This window comes from Thalassotalea litorea, from assembly GCF_005843925.1.
GTDB classification, from domain to species: Bacteria; Pseudomonadota; Gammaproteobacteria; order Enterobacterales; family Alteromonadaceae; genus Thalassotalea_A; species Thalassotalea_A litorea_A.
The window spans coordinates 276,380-295,191 of sequence record NZ_VCBC01000004.1 but is presented as its reverse complement, the minus strand read 5'-3'; the positions used below and the strand labels follow the sequence as shown (position 1 = coordinate 295,191).

The following is an 18,812-nucleotide window of genomic DNA, read 5'->3' as shown; positions in this document are numbered from 1 at the left end:
CGTTGAACCTCTATGGTTTTTGTTAGGTGTTATCAAGCATGTCGCGGCTTTTGCTCGTTGAGTTTTCCCCGCTATGGCAATGAATTTGATCATTTGCCTTGATGCGTTGTAGTAGCGCTTCAGACGCCACTTGCAATTGCTTGATGACTGCTTTTTGGCCGGTTAAATCAAATCGCTTTGCCAATAGTGAAAAGCTATGTTTCTGGAGAATTTTGGCAACGAGTACCGCCAATGATGATGTCTCACCTAATTCGTTTAACGCCGTATTTTTAACATAACTATAGTCAGTTTTGGTTAACGACATTAATAATCTCTGTAGCGCCGGAATACAGCAACTCAATTGTCGAGAGCCGTCAATAAAATGCTCAACAATAATCAAATCGTCCGCGGAGAAAGGACTCAATTGCTGTCCATCGTCTTCCAGCGTGCATCTACCCGTTGCTGACAACAGTAACGCGACCAAACACGGGGACAAGTTTTGATACTCATCGGGCAAGTAACTTATCAATTCGCGACGCCAACGTAATTGTAAGGCGAATACTCGAGGTTTTGCCTCAGCCGTTAGCGGTTTTAACATCAAGATTGAATGTTCGCCACTGGCTTTATCCCGGGTAAAACCTAACCTGGCCACCTGAAATTCACTATCCTGCCAAAAGTGAAATAGTTGTTGGTTGCCGCCAAAACTAGTAGATAAGCAATCGAGACGCTGGTCGATGGCAAATATTTCCGCGGCACTTAGCAGCAACTTACCGTACCCCTGACTTTGTAGTTCAGGGTGCACCGCAATACGCAGCACACGCGCGTAGCGAAAATTAAATGCCCATTCAACATTGGCCTGAGTCAATAATGACTGAGGGGTAAACTGCCCTGAAATTCGCCTTTGCCCCTGATTAATTTTTGCGATCAGTTCTTCGTCGAGATCGCCTTCAAACATGAGCATAGCAACACCGGTCAGTATCGAATCCGCTTGTGGTTGATTCGGCAACTCAGCAGAGACACCGACCAATTGAAGACCAAGATAAACTTGCTCATCATCCAGCAAGACTTTTAAATCTGAAGGCTTGGTTTGATAGTGAGCCCCAACCAACAGCGCAAATACCTGTTCAAATAATTGCGGACATTGGATTAATTCTTTGCCTTGCAGCCATTGATAGCGTATCGGCGCAGCAACTGTTTCGGCCTTGGTGCTTTTTATATTATCAGGCAAGGTTGCCAACGACGCATTTAAGAAAAAACGTTCAAACAGCAGTTGTTCTAACTCATCATGTTGTGACCAGCGCACCGGACGACTTAAGTGTAATTCTCGGCTATTGGCATAAATACGATGTAAATGCGGTAAAAACTTATGGGTAAAACCTCTGCCCGCTCCTTCATAGCCGTGTACTGTGGATGAAAAGACTACGCGGTGATAGCAAGTGCTTAGTCTTTTCAATAGTGTAATCGGAATACCCGCCGCTTCATCAATTAATAGTAATTGGCATTGCAGGTCACCCGCGATAAGTTCATCAACGGGCACAAAACGAATGTGATGTTGGCGATATTTCACGTGCAAGCCATGCACTAAAAACTCATTTGTGTTTTGCTGAAAATGTCGGAAATAGGTTTGTATCGACATCGGTGATGGTGCGGTAATAAAAATCGTTATTGGAGTTGTACTCTCTTGCAGTAATTGCATACTGGCCAGCGCCAGGGCAGTGGTTTTACCTCGACCGCGATCTGCGGTGATCACCAAAGGGCGATCGCGCCTACCCGTTGCGACCTTAATAATTTTGGTGATCGCCTGGTGCTGCTGTTCATTAACCGCGCCATTGTCGAAGTGTGACAGTGCACCATCTTCGGGTTGTTTAGCGATTGAATTATTCACATACTGGGCTGAATGCTTATCGCTATGAATTTGACGCTTGTTGATGCATTCAGGCACAGAGAAAACGTCGGTGATCGTGTCTTTGTCGCCCTGTTGTAAATTTGCTCCGCTTAATTTGAGATAATGGCAGTGTCGGCGCCCACCAAACCCTTGGCTAAAGTGTGCAAGCGTGAATGATAGAGTCTTTGGCTGTTTAACAAGTATGACCATCACCCCACCACCGATCACGGTTCCGCCCAGGGCTGCAATAACATCAGGGTTGAACGACCGCCGCATATCAATCAAAACCAAGCGATTTTCTCGCCCTAATTGAGATCGATATTGTTGCCCAGTTAAACTACAGGTCGAAAATAGACTGTTCGTCTGGCCGGCGAATTGATCCGTATCAGCCTTAGTTGTTGCGACATCTTGGGCAAGAGCTTTGGGTGCTTGAGAAGCTTCAAACGGCATAAACGCTGATATGCCCCGTTGTGCTTGTGCGTTTACTTGCGATATTGGGTTTAGCCCTTGAGCAGAAGCAGAATCTTGATAAATTGCCGTATTCACTTTAGGTGGTGTCAGGCTGCAATTGGCGCGAAAGGCTTTGTCCTGCCTCGAAAAGTAACCGTTAAGTTGTGAAAACAGCAGATTGGTCAGGGGTTGTGAAGTCTGATCGCCAACATCAATACATAGCAAAACCCTTGCTTGCTGCCGCGACCAATGTAACCAATGAAATGCCTGTTCTGCCATCAACCTAATGAAAACCTTCGAATATTAAAGCTATAGTCTAACAGAATTGCATCCATTGATTACAAGGCTGGCATTGTTAGCTTGCCCTAAAGCCACAAAGAAGCCATCGATTACTGCCAATTTTCCGTTCCTCTGCTAACTTTAAGATACACCCCCCAAATGACGATTGGATTGTGGCGTTGTTGGTTGCCAGGTCCAGTGTGTAGCAAAGAGCTGTAATGAGTACCATTTATGTCAAAACCTGAACAGTTAAGCGGTGATGAAAACTTAAATCCAGATGCCAATGTTCAAAAATCCAGGGAAAGAAATACGTTTCTATTTCTAACCATATTTTTGGCACCGATTCTATCGATAATAATTGTCGGTAGTTATGGCTTTATTATCTGGATGAGTCAGATTATTTATGGCCCGCCCGGAGGACATTGATGGCGACATTGCGACACGTAGATCTGTCCAAACGACGGTTTCTGCGGGCTCAATCTCGAACAACAATCACCCACTTTCGATTACCCTGGACGATTGGCGAAGAGCACTTTAATCATAATTGCAGTAAATGCCGCCAATGTCTGGAAGTGTGTGAGACTCAAATTATCGAGTTAGATGGTGATGGCTTGCCGTTCCTGAATTTCAGTAAAGGTGAATGCACTTTCTGTGCGGCATGCGTTGAAAAATGCCCGGAACCCTTATTTCAGTCGCGCCAACAGCCGCCCTTTTCTGGACAACTCAACATCAAACAAACCTGCCTGGCAAAACAGCATATCTTCTGCCAAAGCTGTGCCGACAGTTGTGATCAACAGGCAATTAGTTTTGTGTATCGACAGGCGATTCCAGAGCCGAGTGTGGATCAAAATGCCTGCAATCAGTGTGGCGCGTGTATCAGCGTCTGCCCAAATCAATCCACCGAACTGATCAATTTAGAAACCGCAAAGAAAGCGCAAGAGAGCCGATTATGAATTGTGCCGATGAATACCATGTGGCGAGTTTTGTGGCATTAGTTGCTCAGGCAGAGATCGCAAATGTCACCCATTACATTGCCACTATGCCCGGTGGCGAAGTCCACGTTCAATCACAGATGGGCAAGTTAGTGTTTACGCTCGAAGCAAACACACATAAACAGATTGCCATACAAATGGATTTCCTCAAAGACATGCAGGGGGTGCTTTCCCTTGCCCCCGTCTATCACCAATATATCAGCGAGTAGCGGAGAATAACCCCATGAAACTAGATCGCCGAGCGTTTATCAAAGCCAATGCGGTAGCAGCTGCTGCAACTGCCGCAGGGTTAAGTATTCCAGCAAGCGCTTCAAATTTAATCACCGCAAAAGATATCACCAAGCTTAAATGGGACAAAGCGCCCTGTCGTTTCTGTGGCACGGGTTGTAGTGTCAATGTGGCAACACTGGATGGCAAAGTCGTTGCCACTCACGGCGACATAAAATCACCGGTCAATAAAGGTCTTAATTGCATTAAGGGTTATTTTTTATCAAAAATAATGTACGGCAAAGACCGACTTACCAAGCCGCTACTGCGTATGAGTAATGGCGAATACGATAAAAACGGCGAATTTGCCGAGGTCAGCTGGGATCAGGCTTTCGACATTATGGCGGAAAAAGCCAAGAAGGCCCTTAAAGAAAAAGGCCCGGAGGCGGTGGGCATGTTTGGCTCTGGACAATGGACAGTGCAGGAAGGTTATGCCGCGGTTAAGCTTTTTAAGGCGGGGTTTCGGAGCAATAACATCGATCCTAATGCAAGGCACTGTATGGCGTCGGCGGTTGTCGGCTTTATGCGTACATTTGGCATTGATGAACCCATGGGTTGTTACGATGATATCGAAGAAGCCGACGCATTTGTGTTATGGGGTTCAAACATGGCCGAAATGCATCCGATTCTCTGGACCCGTGTCACTGACCGCCGACTTAGCGCGCCCCACGTAAAAGTTGCCGTACTTTCCACATTTACCCATCGCAGCTTTGATTTAGCAGACAATGGGATGATATTCACCCCACAAACCGATTTAGCCATCCTCAACTATATCGCGCATTACATTATTGAAAACGATAAAGTGAATCACGACTTTGTCAACAAACACACCAATTTCAAAATGGGAACCACCGATATTGGTTATGGTCTGCGCCCGGAAAATGCGTTAGAAAAAGCAGCGAAACACAATGACGAAACCGCGGGGGATGCGGTTGAAATTGATTTTGAACAATACGCCAAGTTTGTCAGCAAATATACACTCGATTATGTCTCTGAGTTGTCCGGTGTCGGAAAGAAAAAACTGATCGAGCTGGCAAAAATGTATGCGGATCCCGATATCAAGGTCACCTCCTTTTGGACCATGGGTTTTAATCAGCATACCCGAGGAGTCTGGGCAAACAATCTGGTCTATAACATTCACCTGTTAACCGGCAAGATTTCCACGCCGGGCAACAGCCCATTTTCATTAACCGGACAACCTTCAGCGTGCGGCACCGCCCGTGAAGTTGGCACCTTTGCACATCGATTGCCTGCAGATATGGTGGTGAAAAAACCTGAGCATCGTGCCAAAGCTGAAAAAATCTGGAAACTACCGAAAGATACGATAAATCCGGTACCGGGATATCACGCGGTATTACAAAATCGGATGTTAAAAGACGGCAAGCTCAATTTTTATTGGGTGCAATGCAACAACAACATGCAGGCTGCGGCCAATATTAATGAAGAAGGTTACCCCGGTTATCGCAACCCAGATAACTTTATCGTTGTCTCCGAGGTTTACCCAACCGTCACCGCGCAAGCTGCTGATTTAATACTGCCTACCGCAATGTGGGTGGAAAAAGAAGGCGTGTATGGCAATGCCGAGAGACGCACACAATCCTGGTATCAGCAAGTGCCTCCGCCGCAGGGCTGCTTTTCGGATTTATGGCAATTGGTAGAGTTTAGTAAACGTTTCAAGATTGAAGAAGTCTGGCCAAAAGAGCTTATCGAGCAAGGCGACTATGCCGGTAAAACCATGTATCAAGTGTTGTTTGAAAATGGTCAGGTTGATCAATATCCATTATCGGAAGTCGCTGACGAACAGCTTAACGACGATGCTCGACATTTTGGTTTTTACCTGCAAAAAGGCTTGTTTGAAGAGTACGCAACGTTTGGCCGGGGTCACGCTCATGATCTTGCGCCTTATGACGTTTATCATCAGGAACGAGGTTTAAGATGGCCCGTGGTTGATGGTAAAGAGACGTTACGCCGATTCAAAGAAGGGGAAGATCCCTATGTCGAAAAAGGCAAAGACTGGCAATTTTACGGCCATCCGGATGATCGCGCCATTATTTTTGCCCTGCCCTATGAACCACCAGCAGAATCTCCCGATGAAGAATACGATTTATGGCTGTCGACAGGCCGGGTGCTCGAGCACTGGCATAGTGGGTCGATGACCCAGCGGGTGCCGGAGCTATACCGTTCAATACCGGATGCGTTGCTATATATGCACCCGGACGATGCAAAACAACGAAATATGCGTCGCGGTGAGCGGGTCAAGATAATATCAAGGCGGGGCGAATTATTAACACGGGTGGAAACCCGAGGCCGCAATAAGCCCCCCAAAGGCTTAGTATTTATGCCCTGGTTCGATGCCAGTCGCCTGATAAACAAAATCACTTTGGATGCAACGGATCCCCTTTCCAAGCAAACGGACTTTAAAAAGTGTGCCGTCAAAATTGAGAAAGCGTGAGGAGGTTGATGATGAAATTTGCCAAAGTAATGCTCGTTCCCATGTTGGTGTTATGTTTTGCCGCTGTCGCAGAAGAAATCGCAACGCTGCGCAATAACACCGCTATTGATGAAGATGTAAACCCCGAATACATCCCCAAAGCGACCAACGACGATATCAAACAGGCGCGTAACTACCCGATGCAACCACCGCTAATTCCGCATTCGGTGCGAGGCTATGAGGTAAATTTAAACGTCAATAAATGCATGTCCTGTCATGCCAGAAGTCGCACCAACGATTCCCAAGCGCCAATGGTTAGTGTGACTCACTATATGGACAGGGACGGTAATTTCCTCGCGGAGATATCAGCGCGGCGATATTTTTGTAATCAGTGTCACGTGCCACAGCTGTCAACAGAGCCAAAAGTTGCAAACGACTTTGTCGACATGCACACCATCATGTCTGATAAAGCAGCGAAGCCGAAAGGTCAGTAACCAGGAGTCTTTATGAAAGCGTATTTTCTTCGCGTATGGCAAACCATTAGCCGTCCCAGCGTTCATTACTCTCTGGGCTTTCTTACGTTAGGCGGGTTTATTGCCGGCATTATCTTCTGGGGTGGATTCAATACTGCTTTGGAAGTCAGTAACACTGAGCAGTTTTGCATCAGTTGCCATGAAATGCGTGATAACCCTTACGATGAATTAAAAACCACCATTCATTTTTCGAATCGTTCCGGTGTAAGAGCGACTTGCCCGGATTGTCATGTGCCCCATGAATGGACCGATAAAATTGCCCGTAAAATGCAAGCCTCTAAAGAAGTATGGGGCAAAGTTTTTGGTACGATTAGCACGCGCGAGAAATTTTTAGAAAAGCGCCGGGAACTGGCAGAACATGAATGGGCAAGGCTCAAAGCCAATGACTCTCTCGAGTGTCGAAATTGCCATGACTTTAGCTACATGGATTTCACTACTCAAAGCGTTCGCGCAGCAAAACAACATAGTACCTCGTTAGCATCCGGCGAGAAAACCTGCATCGATTGTCATAAGGGTATCGCCCATCACCTACCCGATATGGAAGGCGTGAGTGGTTGGTAAAATCGACTCTTCTTACTTTAAAGGGTCTGGTGAAGTTCAGGTGGCGATGTGAAACGATAACGAACAATTATAAGTGACTCAGACGTGAAGTTTTTACACGGCCGTGATTTCGGGTAAAGTGCAGATCCCCACTTTCGTGAGGATGACGACAGTTAAATAGTCATTGTCACTGGTTTTGTCTTTGTCTTTGTCTTTGTCTTCGTCTTTGTCTTTGTCTTTGTCTTTGTCAGGACATGCCATCAATCCTTACAGACTTTGCCAATGATATTTCAGCACCCGAACTAAAATACCACTGACTGGCTTGCTGTTACTGAAACTTAACCGGGTTATCACTGCGCACGTATTTACGTACCTGGGGCTCGGTCCATTCACCATTTTTCAGGTAGCTGGTCGATACCGTTATTTCGTGGTCAGAAAGCTCGCTCTCGGATTTAACCTGAGTAATGCCCTGCTCGGAGCCTGTCACGTCCTCATATGCAGTAAAGGTGTTATCTGAGGTCACTTCCATCCAGCCGGAAGTATAGAAACTTGCGGTGGTGAAATAATAGAACTTTATTTTTTTCTCTGATTCATCCCAAAAAATCAAAGACTCACCACCATAAACACCATGATTAATCGAATGTAGAGTTCTTACGGCGTTGCCATTTAATGCACGCTGCCAAACCGAGACATCAATCATAGGCTCGCCTTTCTTATTTTTGCCCATATCCGATTGCCAACCGCCAAAATATGGTTTGAAAATAGCCAGCTTGGGATGTAATTCCCCCTGTTGGTTGCTGTCGGGAATATAGACTTCATCGGCACTAAACACCTGCAGCGAAAAGACCATAGTCACAATCAAAACCAAATTACATGTTTGTCGCATTAACATACCCGGATTCTCCGCTTTGTCTTCAATGGTAGGGTTAGCCAACAACCCCCTTAACAGATACAAATTAATTGTGGCCCAAAACACCTGCCGTTTACAATTTAACAATTGCATAAAAACGACAGAATCTGAGAAACCCACCTTCCAATATTATGAAGCTTTCACTGACAAAACAAATGATTACTGTCTTATACAGGAAATAAAAAAGAGCAAAATGCATCACCGACAGTGAACTATTTTCCGTTAATTATTGGTTGTTTAAGGTGTAAGTGTTAACCTTAAAACTACATTTTATTATCGCCGAGCTATTTATTCTACGGGGTTAACGCAGCCTTAAGCCGCGTTTAACACGCCCTATGAATAGTTAGCCGTGGTCAATACCACCAGGGTTAACCGGGAAACGGGTTAGCCTCCCGAATTTGGAAAGGTGAACATGCTTGAAGATGCGTTTGGTCGTAAATTTTATTATTTGCGACTCTCAATTACCGATGTTTGTAATTTTCGTTGCAACTATTGCCTGCCTGACGGCTATCAGTGCGATCATGACCGGGATTTTATGTCTTTGGCTGAAATTACTCGCCTGGCGCGAGGCTTTGCCCAGCTTGGAACAGAAAAAATCCGTATTACCGGCGGCGAGCCTGCTCTGCGTAAAGACTTGCCTGAAATTATCCAAGCCTGCAAAAACACCACAGGCATCAAACATGTCGCAATGACGAGCAATGGCTTTAATTTGCAACAAAAAGCCGGCGATTGGATTGATGCCGGTTTGGATAGTTTAAATATCAGCATCGATTCCTTAGACCCTCGCCAATTTAAAGCAATCACTGGCAAAGATAAATTAGATGAAATACTGGCCGGTATCGATACTTGTATTTCTTCTGGCCTGACGAATCTCAAAATCAATACGGTATTAATGCGTGAGTTTAATAACCATGAGCTTAAGCAATTTTTCGATTTCGTTCGCAAAACGCCAGTGACAATACGATTTATCGAATTGATGCAGACTGGCAGCAATGTCGATTTTTATAACGCCCAACATGTCAGCGGCCAAACCATCGAAAATGCGTTGCTCGAAAAAGGTTGGCACCTGACCAAGCGGCCTAAGACGGCTGGCCCTGCGTTAGAGTATCAGCATGCTGATTATGCAGGAAAAATTGGTCTTATTCGCCCATACAGTAAAGATTTTTGCTCGACCTGCAACCGCTTAAGAGTTAGCGCGTTAGGGAAATTGCATCTGTGTCTGTTTGCGGATCAAGGACTCTCGATTCGCGATCATCTTAATGATGATAACCCACAGGGACTGCAGTCTGCGATAAAGGCAATGCTGACGGAGAAAAACCCCACCCATTATCTTCAACAAGGTAATACTGGCGCAACAAAGCAACTATCCATGTTAGGAGGGTAAGCCCTATGCGTTCATCTTTGATATTGGGCGTTGTATTAGCCGGCGGAAAATCTACACGAATGGGACAAGACAAATCCCGTTTGCCAGCATTGTTATCAACTCATAGTGCGAAAACCGATGTAAACGTAGCAGCACAACCAACCCCATCGATGATGCAGTACAGCGCATCATTACTAGAACAGGTTGGCATTAACGATATTGTCATTAGTGGTAAAAGCCAGCACCAGGGTATCGCCGATTACATCCCCTTTGCCGGGCCTTTGATGGGACTATACTCAATCATTCAATCACGACAACCCAAAGCGATTCTGGCTTTGCCCGTTGATATGCCGTTGCTGAGTGCGGCGGAGGTAAAACAGATAAAAATCGCTGGTGAGTTAAGTGGTAAATGTACGTGTTTTGCAGATCATCCGCTACCGCTTTACCTACCCATAAATGTTCAGGTACACAGTTTTTTAAATCAGCACTATCAAAGACTTATTACGAACCCTGAAACACAGGGGCCATCCTTTAAGCAACTATTTGCGCAAAGCGGTGTTAACTCGCTGCGTTGTGATTTTCCAAAAAGACTCGAAAATACCAATACGCCTGAACAGTGGCAGCGAGCACAACAAACGGCTCGGGAAATAGAAAGTACAGCGCGTTTCCATCAGTACATCAGCTAATCAACCATAGATTGCGCCCACAACCGATAATTCTTGGCCTGACGGCTATGCATTCAACCTGTTTATTCCCCTCTAGCCAAACCTAAATCAATGGTATTATACCAATCACATTAAGTTTGAGCACAACTCAGAGTTAGGGCAGAGGTTCAGTTACAACATAGATTTTATTGATATAGTCATTCTATATTAATGAAATATAGGGCCGTAAATGGACCTCTGACAAACTCCCTACGGGTGAGTTTTAAAGGCATTTATCCTGCGTTACTGATTTTGACCGATTTTGAGATAATGAAGCGACCATTCTCTGCAATCAAAGCCTTGCCTAAAAGCCTTTAAATTCTCACTGAGTGAGCAATAATTTAATGTGATTGGTATTATCATAGATGACCTTGCATCATTACTATTAAGTCTTGTTTGTAAGTATTTCGTATTGTAAATGATGCTTTTTATAAAGTTAGATTTATAATAGACGTTCAAAATCCAAGCCCCCTTTTGGAAAACAGTCAACGCAATAATGCCGTTGTTCCGTTGCTGTAATAATAAAAAATCAAATTGAGGCCCAAAGTGGTAAATATTTCCCGTTCCCTGCTAATTATCTTGACCCTGATAGGTTCGACTGTCGCATCTGCTGAGCAAATGCAAACGACATTGAAAATAGGGGTTGCCGCAAATTTTGCTGAGCCACTCAGGCGATTGGTTACCGCTTATAATCAGCAAAATGACCACAAAATTGATGCCAAAATTTCTGTTGCGGCCACTGGCGTTTTGTACCAACAAGTGCGTCATGGTGCACCATTCGATCTGGTGTTCTCGGCCGACAAAAAGCGTCCTATGTTAATGGAAGACGAAGGCTTTGCACTAGAAAATAGCCGTTTTACATACGCCATAGGCCAATTGGCATTGTGGTCAGCAACCAACCCGAAAACCGCATTGGATGCCTTACAAAATCACCCGGGTAAAATTGCAATCGCCGCCCCGCACTTAGCGCCCTATGGAAAAGCTGCTCGCGAGGCTCTGGTGTCATTAGGATTGTGGCGAAAATATCATCGGCAAGTCATTACCGCGAATAATATCAGCCAAACCTACCAGCAAACCCGCACGGGGGCCGTCGAGTTTGGCATCATCTCTCATTCGCAATTATTGCTGTCCGATATCGGCAGTGGCGTATTAATTGATCGTAATTTGCATGAGCCGATAGAGCAGCAGATGATTATTCTAAACTCATGTAAAGATGTAGAGTTAGCACGTGATTTTCAGCGATTTATCCTCAGCGATAGCAGCCAGAAATTCATTATAGAGATGGGCTACGCGGACCCGGAGACCCCAATTGATGAGCAGCAATGATGCTTGGCTAGCCCTTTATACGACATTAAAACTTGCCGGACTGACCACGGTCATTTTATTACTGCTGGGCACGCCTCTGGCTTGGTATATGAGTAAATTAAATAGTCGCTATAAAGTCATATTGGAAGCTATCGTTGCGCTGCCTTTGGTGTTACCACCAACGGTATTGGGGTTTTATTTATTGATCTTGTTTTCGCCGACGAACGGGCCCGGCGCCTGGTGGAAAAGTATCACCGGCCAGTCTCTGGCGTTTAGCTTTACCGGTATTTTAATCGGCTCGGTAATTTACTCTCTGCCATTTGTAGTCCAGCCGTTGCAAAAGGCATTTGAACAACTTGGCGACAGTTTGCTCGAAGCTGGGGCGATGCTTTGTGCGAACAGTATTGACCGATTTTTTACCATCGTTTTGCCGATGACCAAAGCCAGTTTTATCACCGCAGCCAGCCTTGGCTTCGCTCATACTGTGGGGGAGTTTGGCGTGGTTTTAATGATTGGCGGAAATATTCCTGGGGAAACCCGTGTGTTATCTATTGCTCTTTTCGATCAAGTTGAAGCATTGAACTACGCAACGGCTCATTGGCTTGCCGCCTTATTATTAATAGGTTCCATGGTATTGCTAGCCTTAATTTATCTACTTAACTTTAATCATGAGCGCAACGTCAAAGACAGGGTAGCTCCATGAGTATGGGGATAATGAAGAGCCTTAAGGACAACTTCGATAAAAACCTCAATGTCGATATTGCTCTGGATTTCGACCATTTTAATTTACGTTGTCAGTTTCGTTTTGATCTCGAGGGGATCACCGGCATTCTTGGTCATTCAGGATCCGGAAAAACCAGTCTCTTACGAGTGATTGCAGGCTTAAACCAAGATGCTAAAGCAGACGTTATCCTCAATGGCCGAACATTGCAAAACCGCAATAATTTCATCAAGCCGGAACAAAGAAAAATTGGTTTTGTCTTTCAGGATGCTCGATTGTTTCCGCATTTAACCGTATTAGGAAACCTTAACTACGCGTTTAAACGTTGTAAGCCGAATCACCTCGATTTAGAAGAAATTATTCATCTGACGCAAATAGATGCGCTGCTCAATCGCGATGTACTAAAACTGTCCGCTGGCGAAAAACAACGGGTCGCAATCGCACGTGCATTGCTGGCTGAGCCGGAATTATTGCTGATGGACGAGCCCTTGTCGAATTTGGATAACCGTGCCCGCGGCAATATGGTTCAACTGCTGCGTAATATTCATCAACGGTTGAGCTTACCGATACTCTATGTCAGTCACAATATTATAGAAATACAACAATTGTCTGATGATGTTATGGTTATGGAAAATGGCCGGATTATTCAACATGGTCATGTCCATCAGGTTTTAAATAATCTCCATGAACGCATAACATCGGAGATAAGCAGTCCAACGTCACTCACGTTAACCGTCAAGCAACACTTAGTGAATTTCGGGTTAACGCAATTAGATTTTATCGCGCCCCATAACAATCAAGTAAAATTATTTGCGCCACTAATGAACGCTTCCCTAGGGCAAGCATTACGGTGTTATATTTTGGCGGACGACCTCAGTTTGAGCTTAGTGAAGCCTGAAGCCAGTTCGATTATTAACTGCTTCTGTGGAACCGTGACGCAATTACACCGACTCAGCCGCAATGGCATGATGGTAAAGGTTCAGGTCATGGATCACACCTTTACCATCAATACGTCTCGATACGCGGTAGAGTTATTACGATTAGCCCACGGCACAGAAGTGTATATTCAGTTCCAGGCCGATGCTATTCGTTGCTTTTAAAGGCAATGCTCAGGGTTTTAACCTTGAGTCGTTCGGTTTTTTCGCTCTATTTAAATAGCCCATCATTCCTGTCAGACATTGCTTCGCGCCAACCGCCTAGCCATTCGGACTTTGCATCGAGATTTTGATAGGGACATTCTTCTTTATTTTTGCCGTGCAGGCCGGCTTTGTAACCATGGGAATGAGCTCGTTGCAGACGATCGCGCTTTTGTCTCTTCATTGATAACTCCTAATAACTGATACTTCTATTGCGAGATGGCTCAAGGTTTCAGTAAACCTGTAAAGAAACCTGACCCTAGCTTTTAAGTTAAGTCTAGAAATGCCGCGCTAGCAACCAAAAAACCGAGGAAAGGAATAGTTTTTTATCATTTTCATAACCGTTTTTAACAAGTGTAATTTAAAAAAAATCTGGAATGGAAGTGTGGCGTTAATCCCTATCAATAGTCGTGAAATGGTATAGCAATACTTCTTATTGCCTGAGACAAACAATTCGGTTTGCGCATAACCCGCATTTGGTTTTGAATCGGTATTATCTATTGTGCTGTACCAGCGTTTCATCTTTGTGTTGTTAAAGTCGGCGCGATATAAGAAAAGACGTTCAAAATACGCATCCATAAAGAATGAAAAACACGACGAAAAAAACTTCATGACAGCGCTGTCAGAAATTCTTATTCCTGTTAAACTAAGGGAAAATAAGATAAACAAGGAAGCGTCATGAGTAAGTTTGCCAAAATAATATTGCTGGTCATTTTTGTGACTTCACAAGGTGCTGTCAGTATGGCTTCTTCTTTGACGTTAATGCCTCAGCCACAATATTTCACCTCGGAAACGACCCACTTTAGCCTGACGCCTGCATTACCCTATTGGTCGGACTCAAACAATGAACGAGTTAATAAGGGGATTAGCCGCCTTAATTCAAGGTTAAAAAAACTCGATTCAAAAATTCAATTGATCGCAGCAAAGTCGAAAGAATCGGCGAAGTTAGTATTGTTGATTTCAAGCCAGGCAATTGACCGTAACCCGCAATTATATGATGACGAATCCTATAGCTTAACGGTCAATCCACAAACCATGCAGTTAACCGCTGCGAATGATCTTGGCATCATTCGTGGTTTAGAGACCTTAACGCAACTTATCTATGCCAATTCAAATAACCAAATCCAATCAATAAAGATTCTCGATAAGCCACAGTATCCATGGCGAGGTTTGCTGATAGACAGTGCTCGTCACTTTATGCCGATTGAGACAATAAAACGACAGTTAGATGGTATGGCGGCAGCCAAGCTGAATGTCTTTCACTGGCACCTGACAGATGATCAGGGATGGCGTTTTGAATCTCAAACTTATCCAAAGCTACACACGGTAGCTTCGGATGGTGATTTCTATACCAAAGTACAAATGCGAGACGTGGTTGAGTATGCCAGTTTATTGGGGATTCGTGTTGTACCAGAGTTGGATGTGCCAGGACATGCTTCGGCGATTGCCCGAGCATACCCAGAATTAATGACGCTGGACAAACAGTATAAACGAGAATCACATTGGGGGGTTTTTAAACCTTTGCTAGATCCCAGTAATCCAGAGGTTTTCGTTTTTATCGAAAGCTTAATTGGCGAATTTGCAGAAATATTTCCTGACCCCTATTTCCATATTGGCGGTGATGAGATCGACCCAAGTCATTGGCAGAATAGCCAAAACGTTCAAGACTACATGAAAAAGCACAATATTAAGAATGCTCAAGGTTTACATACTCATTTTAATGGCAGGGTTAATGAATTATTAAAACAACGAGGGAAAGTTATGATGGGCTGGGATGAAGTTTTTACCCCTGGCTTACCAAAAGATACCGTCGTTCAGTCCTGGCGCGGGTTTGACTCGCTGGCTGCGATCACAGAAGCGGGCCATATGGGTTTGTTATCGACAGGATTTTATATTGATCAAGCACAACCAACGGGATATCACTACCGAAATAACCTTAGGCCCGATATTGATTCGACACCAGCACCCGCCCCCGAAGCAAATACACTTGAAGTTAACTTTGTCATGCCGAGGCTAAAAGGCTCTGACGTGGCAGGGAAACTGGTGTTGGAATCACCTCTGCATACATCGACATTTGGCTTTCTAAAATTAAACAATAATACGTTTAAAGCCGTCCATATCGTTGAGCACACGAAATCATCTCTCACTATCTCATTGGACACCTGGATGGGGCCATTTGCAGCCAGGTTTAACATGTCCGGAAATGGCATTGCCAGTGGTTCTATTTTGGTTGGCAATACGCCCTACGAAATGGAGCAAATTAGCGTTCAAAAAACACGTGGCTCTGATTATCCGCAGCAACATCAAAGTACAATGAAATACAGTAACTTACTTGGCGGTGAGGCGACAATTTGGAGCGAACTGGTCACAGAAAATAACATTGATATTCGTATATGGCCGCGATTATTTGCTATCGGAGAGCGTTTCTGGTCCTCATCCGCATTGATAGATGAAACATCTATGTATCAACGTTTGCTAAAAATAGAAAAGTACGCAGACAAAATTGTAGGGTTAAGTCATATAAAACAACAACGTATTGGTCTCGCTAACTTATTAGAAGATCCAACATTACTACCCCATTTACTCCATGTATCTCAGATGTTGGAGCCAGCTCAATATTACACCCGTCACCATATCAAATATCAGCAAAATTTGTATCATCAGCAGGCACCTCTCGATCAGTGGGCCGACTTTTTAGCGGTAGAAAGTTTAACACTAAAACAATTATCGTTAGGTTGGCATAAAGCGTTAACCGAAGTACAACTGACCGAACTTGAACAAGAGATTAAGCATTGGCAAGCGAGTACCAATAAACTGTTAGAGCAAATATCGTCAGAGCCGAAATTGCGATTTCATCAAGCCATGTTGACCGCCATAGCAAAAGAGCTTGCGCTTGGTATTCAACTTATCGACACATGCCAGCGCAAGCCGGGTTCTGAATTAGCACACGAGTTTTCGGTCAATTTTGGTGAAATTATCTTTGCCCTGGGACATACATTAAATACGCTCAATCGGATGTGTCATCGATAATGGCAATGAATAAATAAATGCACACGTCACGTTGTGCTTTAGACATTTATCAAACAAACTTTAGTCAGAAACGTTTGGCCTGGCTCTAATAATCATCTTTTAAAAGTGGCATCAGCATGCTCTCCAAACCATTGAGTTTGACTTCGTATATCAGAGCCAATTGCTGGCCAAGTTTACTATCGGGGAAACCCTTGCTTTTAAACCACACCAGATAAGGCTCTGGAAGTTTGAGTAACGGTTGCCCCTGATATTTTCCAAACGACATAATTTGATTAACGGCGTCAATTAATTGTTGTTGATCCATAACGATACTACTGCGTATATTTATGTTTGATGGTAACGTTAAATCCTATGAGTTTACAACAATATTTAGTTTCTGACAGAGGTTGATGATGTCTAAGGAAAACTTACAAACCGCCACCTTGGCTGGCGGTTGTTTTTGGTGTCTGGAAGCGCCTTATCAGCGCGTCCCCGGCGTCGTAAAAGTTGTCAGTGGCTACATGGGTGGCGAAATCGACAACCCAACATATAGACAGATTTGCTCAGGTACAACCGGACACGCGGAAGTCGTGCAGATTCACTTTGATCCAAGCCGGGTTGGGTTTGATGAGCTACTGGATATCTTTTTTATTCTCCATGACCCTACTCAACTTAATCGCCAGGGTAACGATACGGGCACTCAATACCGCAGTGCCATATTCCCAGACAACCAGCACCAACAAATACAGGCTCAAAAGAAAATTGCTCAACTTGAAAACAGTGGTGAATTTAACAACAAGATAGTGACCCGCATCGAAGCTCTGGCGACATTTTATCCAGCAGAAGAAGATCATCAAGATTACTATGACAGCAACCCTTCCCAGCCTTACTGTCAGATAATCGTCGCGCCGAAATTGGAAAAGTTAAAGCGCTATTTGCAAGACCAATAATGGAAGGTGAACTTGTTCTTACCAATCGAGCGCTAAGCGCTCGATTATCCACCGAACATTGAATCAAAAATATGTTGTCGGCAATTGCTCCCTGCATTGCTCTAATGAATGACTTCCATGTAACGACCGACATTTTCGATATACCGACCGTGGTCATAACCATCGCAATGTTTTGTATTTCGAATCCTCTTTTGGGAAATGCAATAACCGATGTAATTCCGCCGGTTTAATACATCAAGGTGTATAGTTTACGACGGTACTTCGCAGATAAGGGATCGCCATCCGGTAACGCCGCAAGAATATCTAACAACATTTTGCGTGATTCACTGTCGCCCATATCTTTTTTTAATAAACCAAATAGCATCTCAAGGGCTTCTTCCTGACGATTATTCTGACTGTATTGCGCTGCCAGTTGGCGTTGCAGTTCTACGTTGTCAGGGTCTGCCTGCAGCTTTTGCTCCAGTGCTTGAATTTCCGGTGATTGGCTCGCTTCTCTTGCCAGTTCAAGCTTGGCAATCAAGCTTTGGTAATAGCTGTCCTGATCGACCATTTTAATGCTCGCCAGCAAGGTTTCTGCGTCATCAAGTTTGCCCAACTGCACATAACAATCGCTCAATGCTAAGGCGATATCCGCACGCTGTTCGTCTAGTATCCTAGCTTGTTGTAAAACCTTGATTGCCTCGCCAGGTTGCTGTTGCAACAGCGCATCTTGCCCTTGCTTTAAAAACTCATCTTCGGGTTTTGGCAAATGTTTATCAATAAACTGAGTTATTGATTCATCGGTCTGCGGTCCGGCAATGCCATCGATAGGCTGACCGTCTTTAACGGCAATGGCGGTTGGCAAAGACTGAATACCAAATTGCGCCGCAATTTGCTGTTGTTGTTGACAATCAACGCCCGCAAAAATAATGGTTTGCTCTCTTCCGGCTAAACGACTGGCTAATGCATCGCGTAATTGCACACTCTCAGGCATTTGTTCAGCCCAAAACGCCACAACAACTAATTTTTCTTTTGAATCTTCAAACATCAATTGCTGAAAGTTTTCCGGGGTAATTTGAATCATAAGTCCTGCTTTAAATTAATTTATCGTTTACTCATTGCTATTTAAGGGCGAATTTCCAAATAGCAAGGTTACCCTTAGATTTATTCATGCCCGAACAACGAGGACATTGGCTTGGCACGAAATTATCGACAGCGGCTATTATTTACCCAATGCTTTGACGATAAATCATAGTCAATGCTCCTGGCAATAAAGATGAAAATCCAACACCGACTTTACATTCAATGTAAAGTTGTACTTACAAATGCACAGTAACAACAGGGCAATTAAGACCATAATTATCGCAAGGTCATTAATT

19 protein-coding genes and 1 riboswitch are annotated in these 18,812 nt (G+C 44.2%); of the genes, 13 read left to right on the top strand and 6 right to left on the bottom strand.

Annotation, left to right across the window (positions count from 1 at the left end; translation table 11 throughout):
• Nucleotides 1-22: 22 nt before the first annotated feature.
• Nucleotides 23-2,593 carry a GNAT family N-acetyltransferase gene (locus FE810_RS04995; protein WP_138318929.1) on the bottom strand — a complete coding sequence of 857 codons (2,571 nt, stop codon included), beginning with the start codon at nt 2,591-2,593 and terminating at the stop codon, nt 23-25.
• A gap of 231 nt (nt 2,594-2,824) precedes the next feature.
• Here FE810_RS04995 and napE point away from each other — a divergent pair, with 231 nt between their 5' ends.
• From napE to FE810_RS04965, 6 genes are read left to right on the top strand one after another with little or no spacing between them, the layout of a single operon-like run.
• Entirely contained in the window at nt 2,825-3,019 is a 195-nt protein-coding gene (gene napE, locus FE810_RS04990) for a periplasmic nitrate reductase, NapE protein (protein WP_138318928.1), read from the top strand.
• On the top strand, nt 3,019-3,546 hold the full coding sequence (napF, locus tag FE810_RS04985) for a ferredoxin-type protein NapF (protein WP_138318927.1): 528 nt from the start codon (nt 3,019-3,021) through the stop codon (nt 3,544-3,546). The genes napE and napF overlap by 1 nt, the downstream gene beginning before the upstream one ends.
• Complete coding sequence (locus FE810_RS04980) at nt 3,543-3,794, top strand: chaperone NapD (RefSeq protein ID WP_138318926.1); 252 nt, start codon at nt 3,543-3,545, stop codon at nt 3,792-3,794. Before napF ends, FE810_RS04980 begins: the two co-directional genes overlap by 4 nt.
• Before the next feature lie 14 nt (nt 3,795-3,808).
• Nucleotides 3,809-6,304: a nitrate reductase catalytic subunit NapA gene (napA, locus tag FE810_RS04975; protein ID WP_138318925.1), complete on the top strand. Its 2,496-nt coding sequence runs from the start codon at nt 3,809-3,811 to the stop codon at nt 6,302-6,304.
• An 11-nt stretch (nt 6,305-6,315) separates the two neighbouring features.
• The gene (locus FE810_RS04970) at nt 6,316-6,777 is read left to right on the top strand and encodes a nitrate reductase cytochrome c-type subunit (protein ID WP_138319017.1); all 462 of its coding nucleotides are present in this window, start codon (nt 6,316-6,318) and stop codon (nt 6,775-6,777) included.
• A gap of 12 nt (nt 6,778-6,789) precedes the next feature.
• Nucleotides 6,790-7,377, top strand: a complete 588-nt coding sequence (locus FE810_RS04965) for a cytochrome c3 family protein (RefSeq protein ID WP_138318924.1) — start codon at nt 6,790-6,792, stop codon at nt 7,375-7,377.
• Nucleotides 7,378-7,470: 93 nt separating this feature from the next.
• Here FE810_RS04965 and FE810_RS17060 read toward each other — a convergent pair whose 3' ends face one another.
• Together FE810_RS17060 and FE810_RS04960 are read right to left on the bottom strand one after the other, a co-directional pair.
• The gene (locus FE810_RS17060; RefSeq protein WP_171022267.1) at nt 7,471-7,617 is read right to left on the bottom strand and encodes a hypothetical protein; all 147 of its coding nucleotides are present in this window, start codon (nt 7,615-7,617) and stop codon (nt 7,471-7,473) included.
• A gap of 67 nt (nt 7,618-7,684) precedes the next feature.
• Nucleotides 7,685-8,290, bottom strand: a complete 606-nt coding sequence (locus FE810_RS04960) for a hypothetical protein (protein ID WP_246036909.1) — start codon at nt 8,288-8,290, stop codon at nt 7,685-7,687.
• A 241-nt stretch (nt 8,291-8,531) separates the two neighbouring features.
• A riboswitch (molybdenum cofactor riboswitch) is annotated at nt 8,532-8,691 on the top strand.
• On the opposite strand from FE810_RS04960, the gene moaA reads away from it, so the two are divergent.
• From moaA to modC, 5 genes are all read left to right on the top strand, one after another.
• Entirely contained in the window at nt 8,679-9,650 is a 972-nt protein-coding gene (gene moaA / locus FE810_RS04955; protein WP_138318923.1) for a GTP 3',8-cyclase MoaA, read from the top strand. Its footprint overlaps the riboswitch before it by 13 nt.
• Before the next feature lie 5 nt (nt 9,651-9,655).
• On the top strand, nt 9,656-10,315 hold the full coding sequence (gene mobA / locus FE810_RS04950; protein ID WP_138318922.1) for a molybdenum cofactor guanylyltransferase: 660 nt from the start codon (nt 9,656-9,658) through the stop codon (nt 10,313-10,315).
• 564 nt (nt 10,316-10,879) lie between these two features.
• Nucleotides 10,880-11,659 (top strand): molybdate ABC transporter substrate-binding protein, encoded by a 780-nt coding sequence (modA, locus tag FE810_RS04945; RefSeq protein ID WP_138318921.1) that lies wholly within the window; start codon nt 10,880-10,882, stop codon nt 11,657-11,659.
• Nucleotides 11,646-12,341: a molybdate ABC transporter permease subunit gene (gene modB / locus FE810_RS04940; protein WP_138318920.1), complete on the top strand. Its 696-nt coding sequence runs from the start codon at nt 11,646-11,648 to the stop codon at nt 12,339-12,341. The genes modA and modB overlap by 14 nt, the downstream gene beginning before the upstream one ends.
• An 11-nt stretch (nt 12,342-12,352) precedes the next feature.
• A complete protein-coding gene (gene modC, locus FE810_RS04935) occupies nt 12,353-13,459 on the top strand; it encodes a molybdenum ABC transporter ATP-binding protein (protein ID WP_171022266.1) in 1,107 nt (368 codons plus the stop codon).
• Nucleotides 13,460-13,505: 46 nt separating this feature from the next.
• On the opposite strand, the gene rmf is transcribed toward modC, so the two are convergent.
• On the bottom strand, nt 13,506-13,679 hold the full coding sequence (gene rmf, locus FE810_RS04930; protein ID WP_138318918.1) for a ribosome modulation factor: 174 nt from the start codon (nt 13,677-13,679) through the stop codon (nt 13,506-13,508).
• A 494-nt stretch (nt 13,680-14,173) separates the two neighbouring features.
• Between rmf and FE810_RS04925 the strand changes: the two genes are divergently transcribed.
• Entirely contained in the window at nt 14,174-16,525 is a 2,352-nt protein-coding gene (locus FE810_RS04925; RefSeq protein WP_138318917.1) for a family 20 glycosylhydrolase, read from the top strand.
• A gap of 85 nt (nt 16,526-16,610) precedes the next feature.
• Here the strand turns inward: FE810_RS04925 and FE810_RS04920 are convergent, their stop codons facing one another.
• A complete protein-coding gene (locus FE810_RS04920; protein ID WP_138318916.1) occupies nt 16,611-16,829 on the bottom strand; it encodes a DUF3820 family protein in 219 nt (72 codons plus the stop codon).
• 88 nt (nt 16,830-16,917) lie between these two features.
• Between FE810_RS04920 and msrA the strand changes: the two genes are divergently transcribed.
• Nucleotides 16,918-17,454 carry a peptide-methionine (S)-S-oxide reductase MsrA gene (msrA, locus tag FE810_RS04915; RefSeq protein WP_138318915.1) on the top strand — a complete coding sequence of 179 codons (537 nt, stop codon included), beginning with the start codon at nt 16,918-16,920 and terminating at the stop codon, nt 17,452-17,454.
• A gap of 226 nt (nt 17,455-17,680) precedes the next feature.
• On the opposite strand, the gene FE810_RS04910 is transcribed toward msrA, so the two are convergent.
• On the bottom strand, nt 17,681-18,517 hold the full coding sequence (locus FE810_RS04910; RefSeq protein WP_138318914.1) for a tetratricopeptide repeat protein: 837 nt from the start codon (nt 18,515-18,517) through the stop codon (nt 17,681-17,683).
• Nucleotides 18,518-18,812 lie beyond the last annotated feature (295 nt).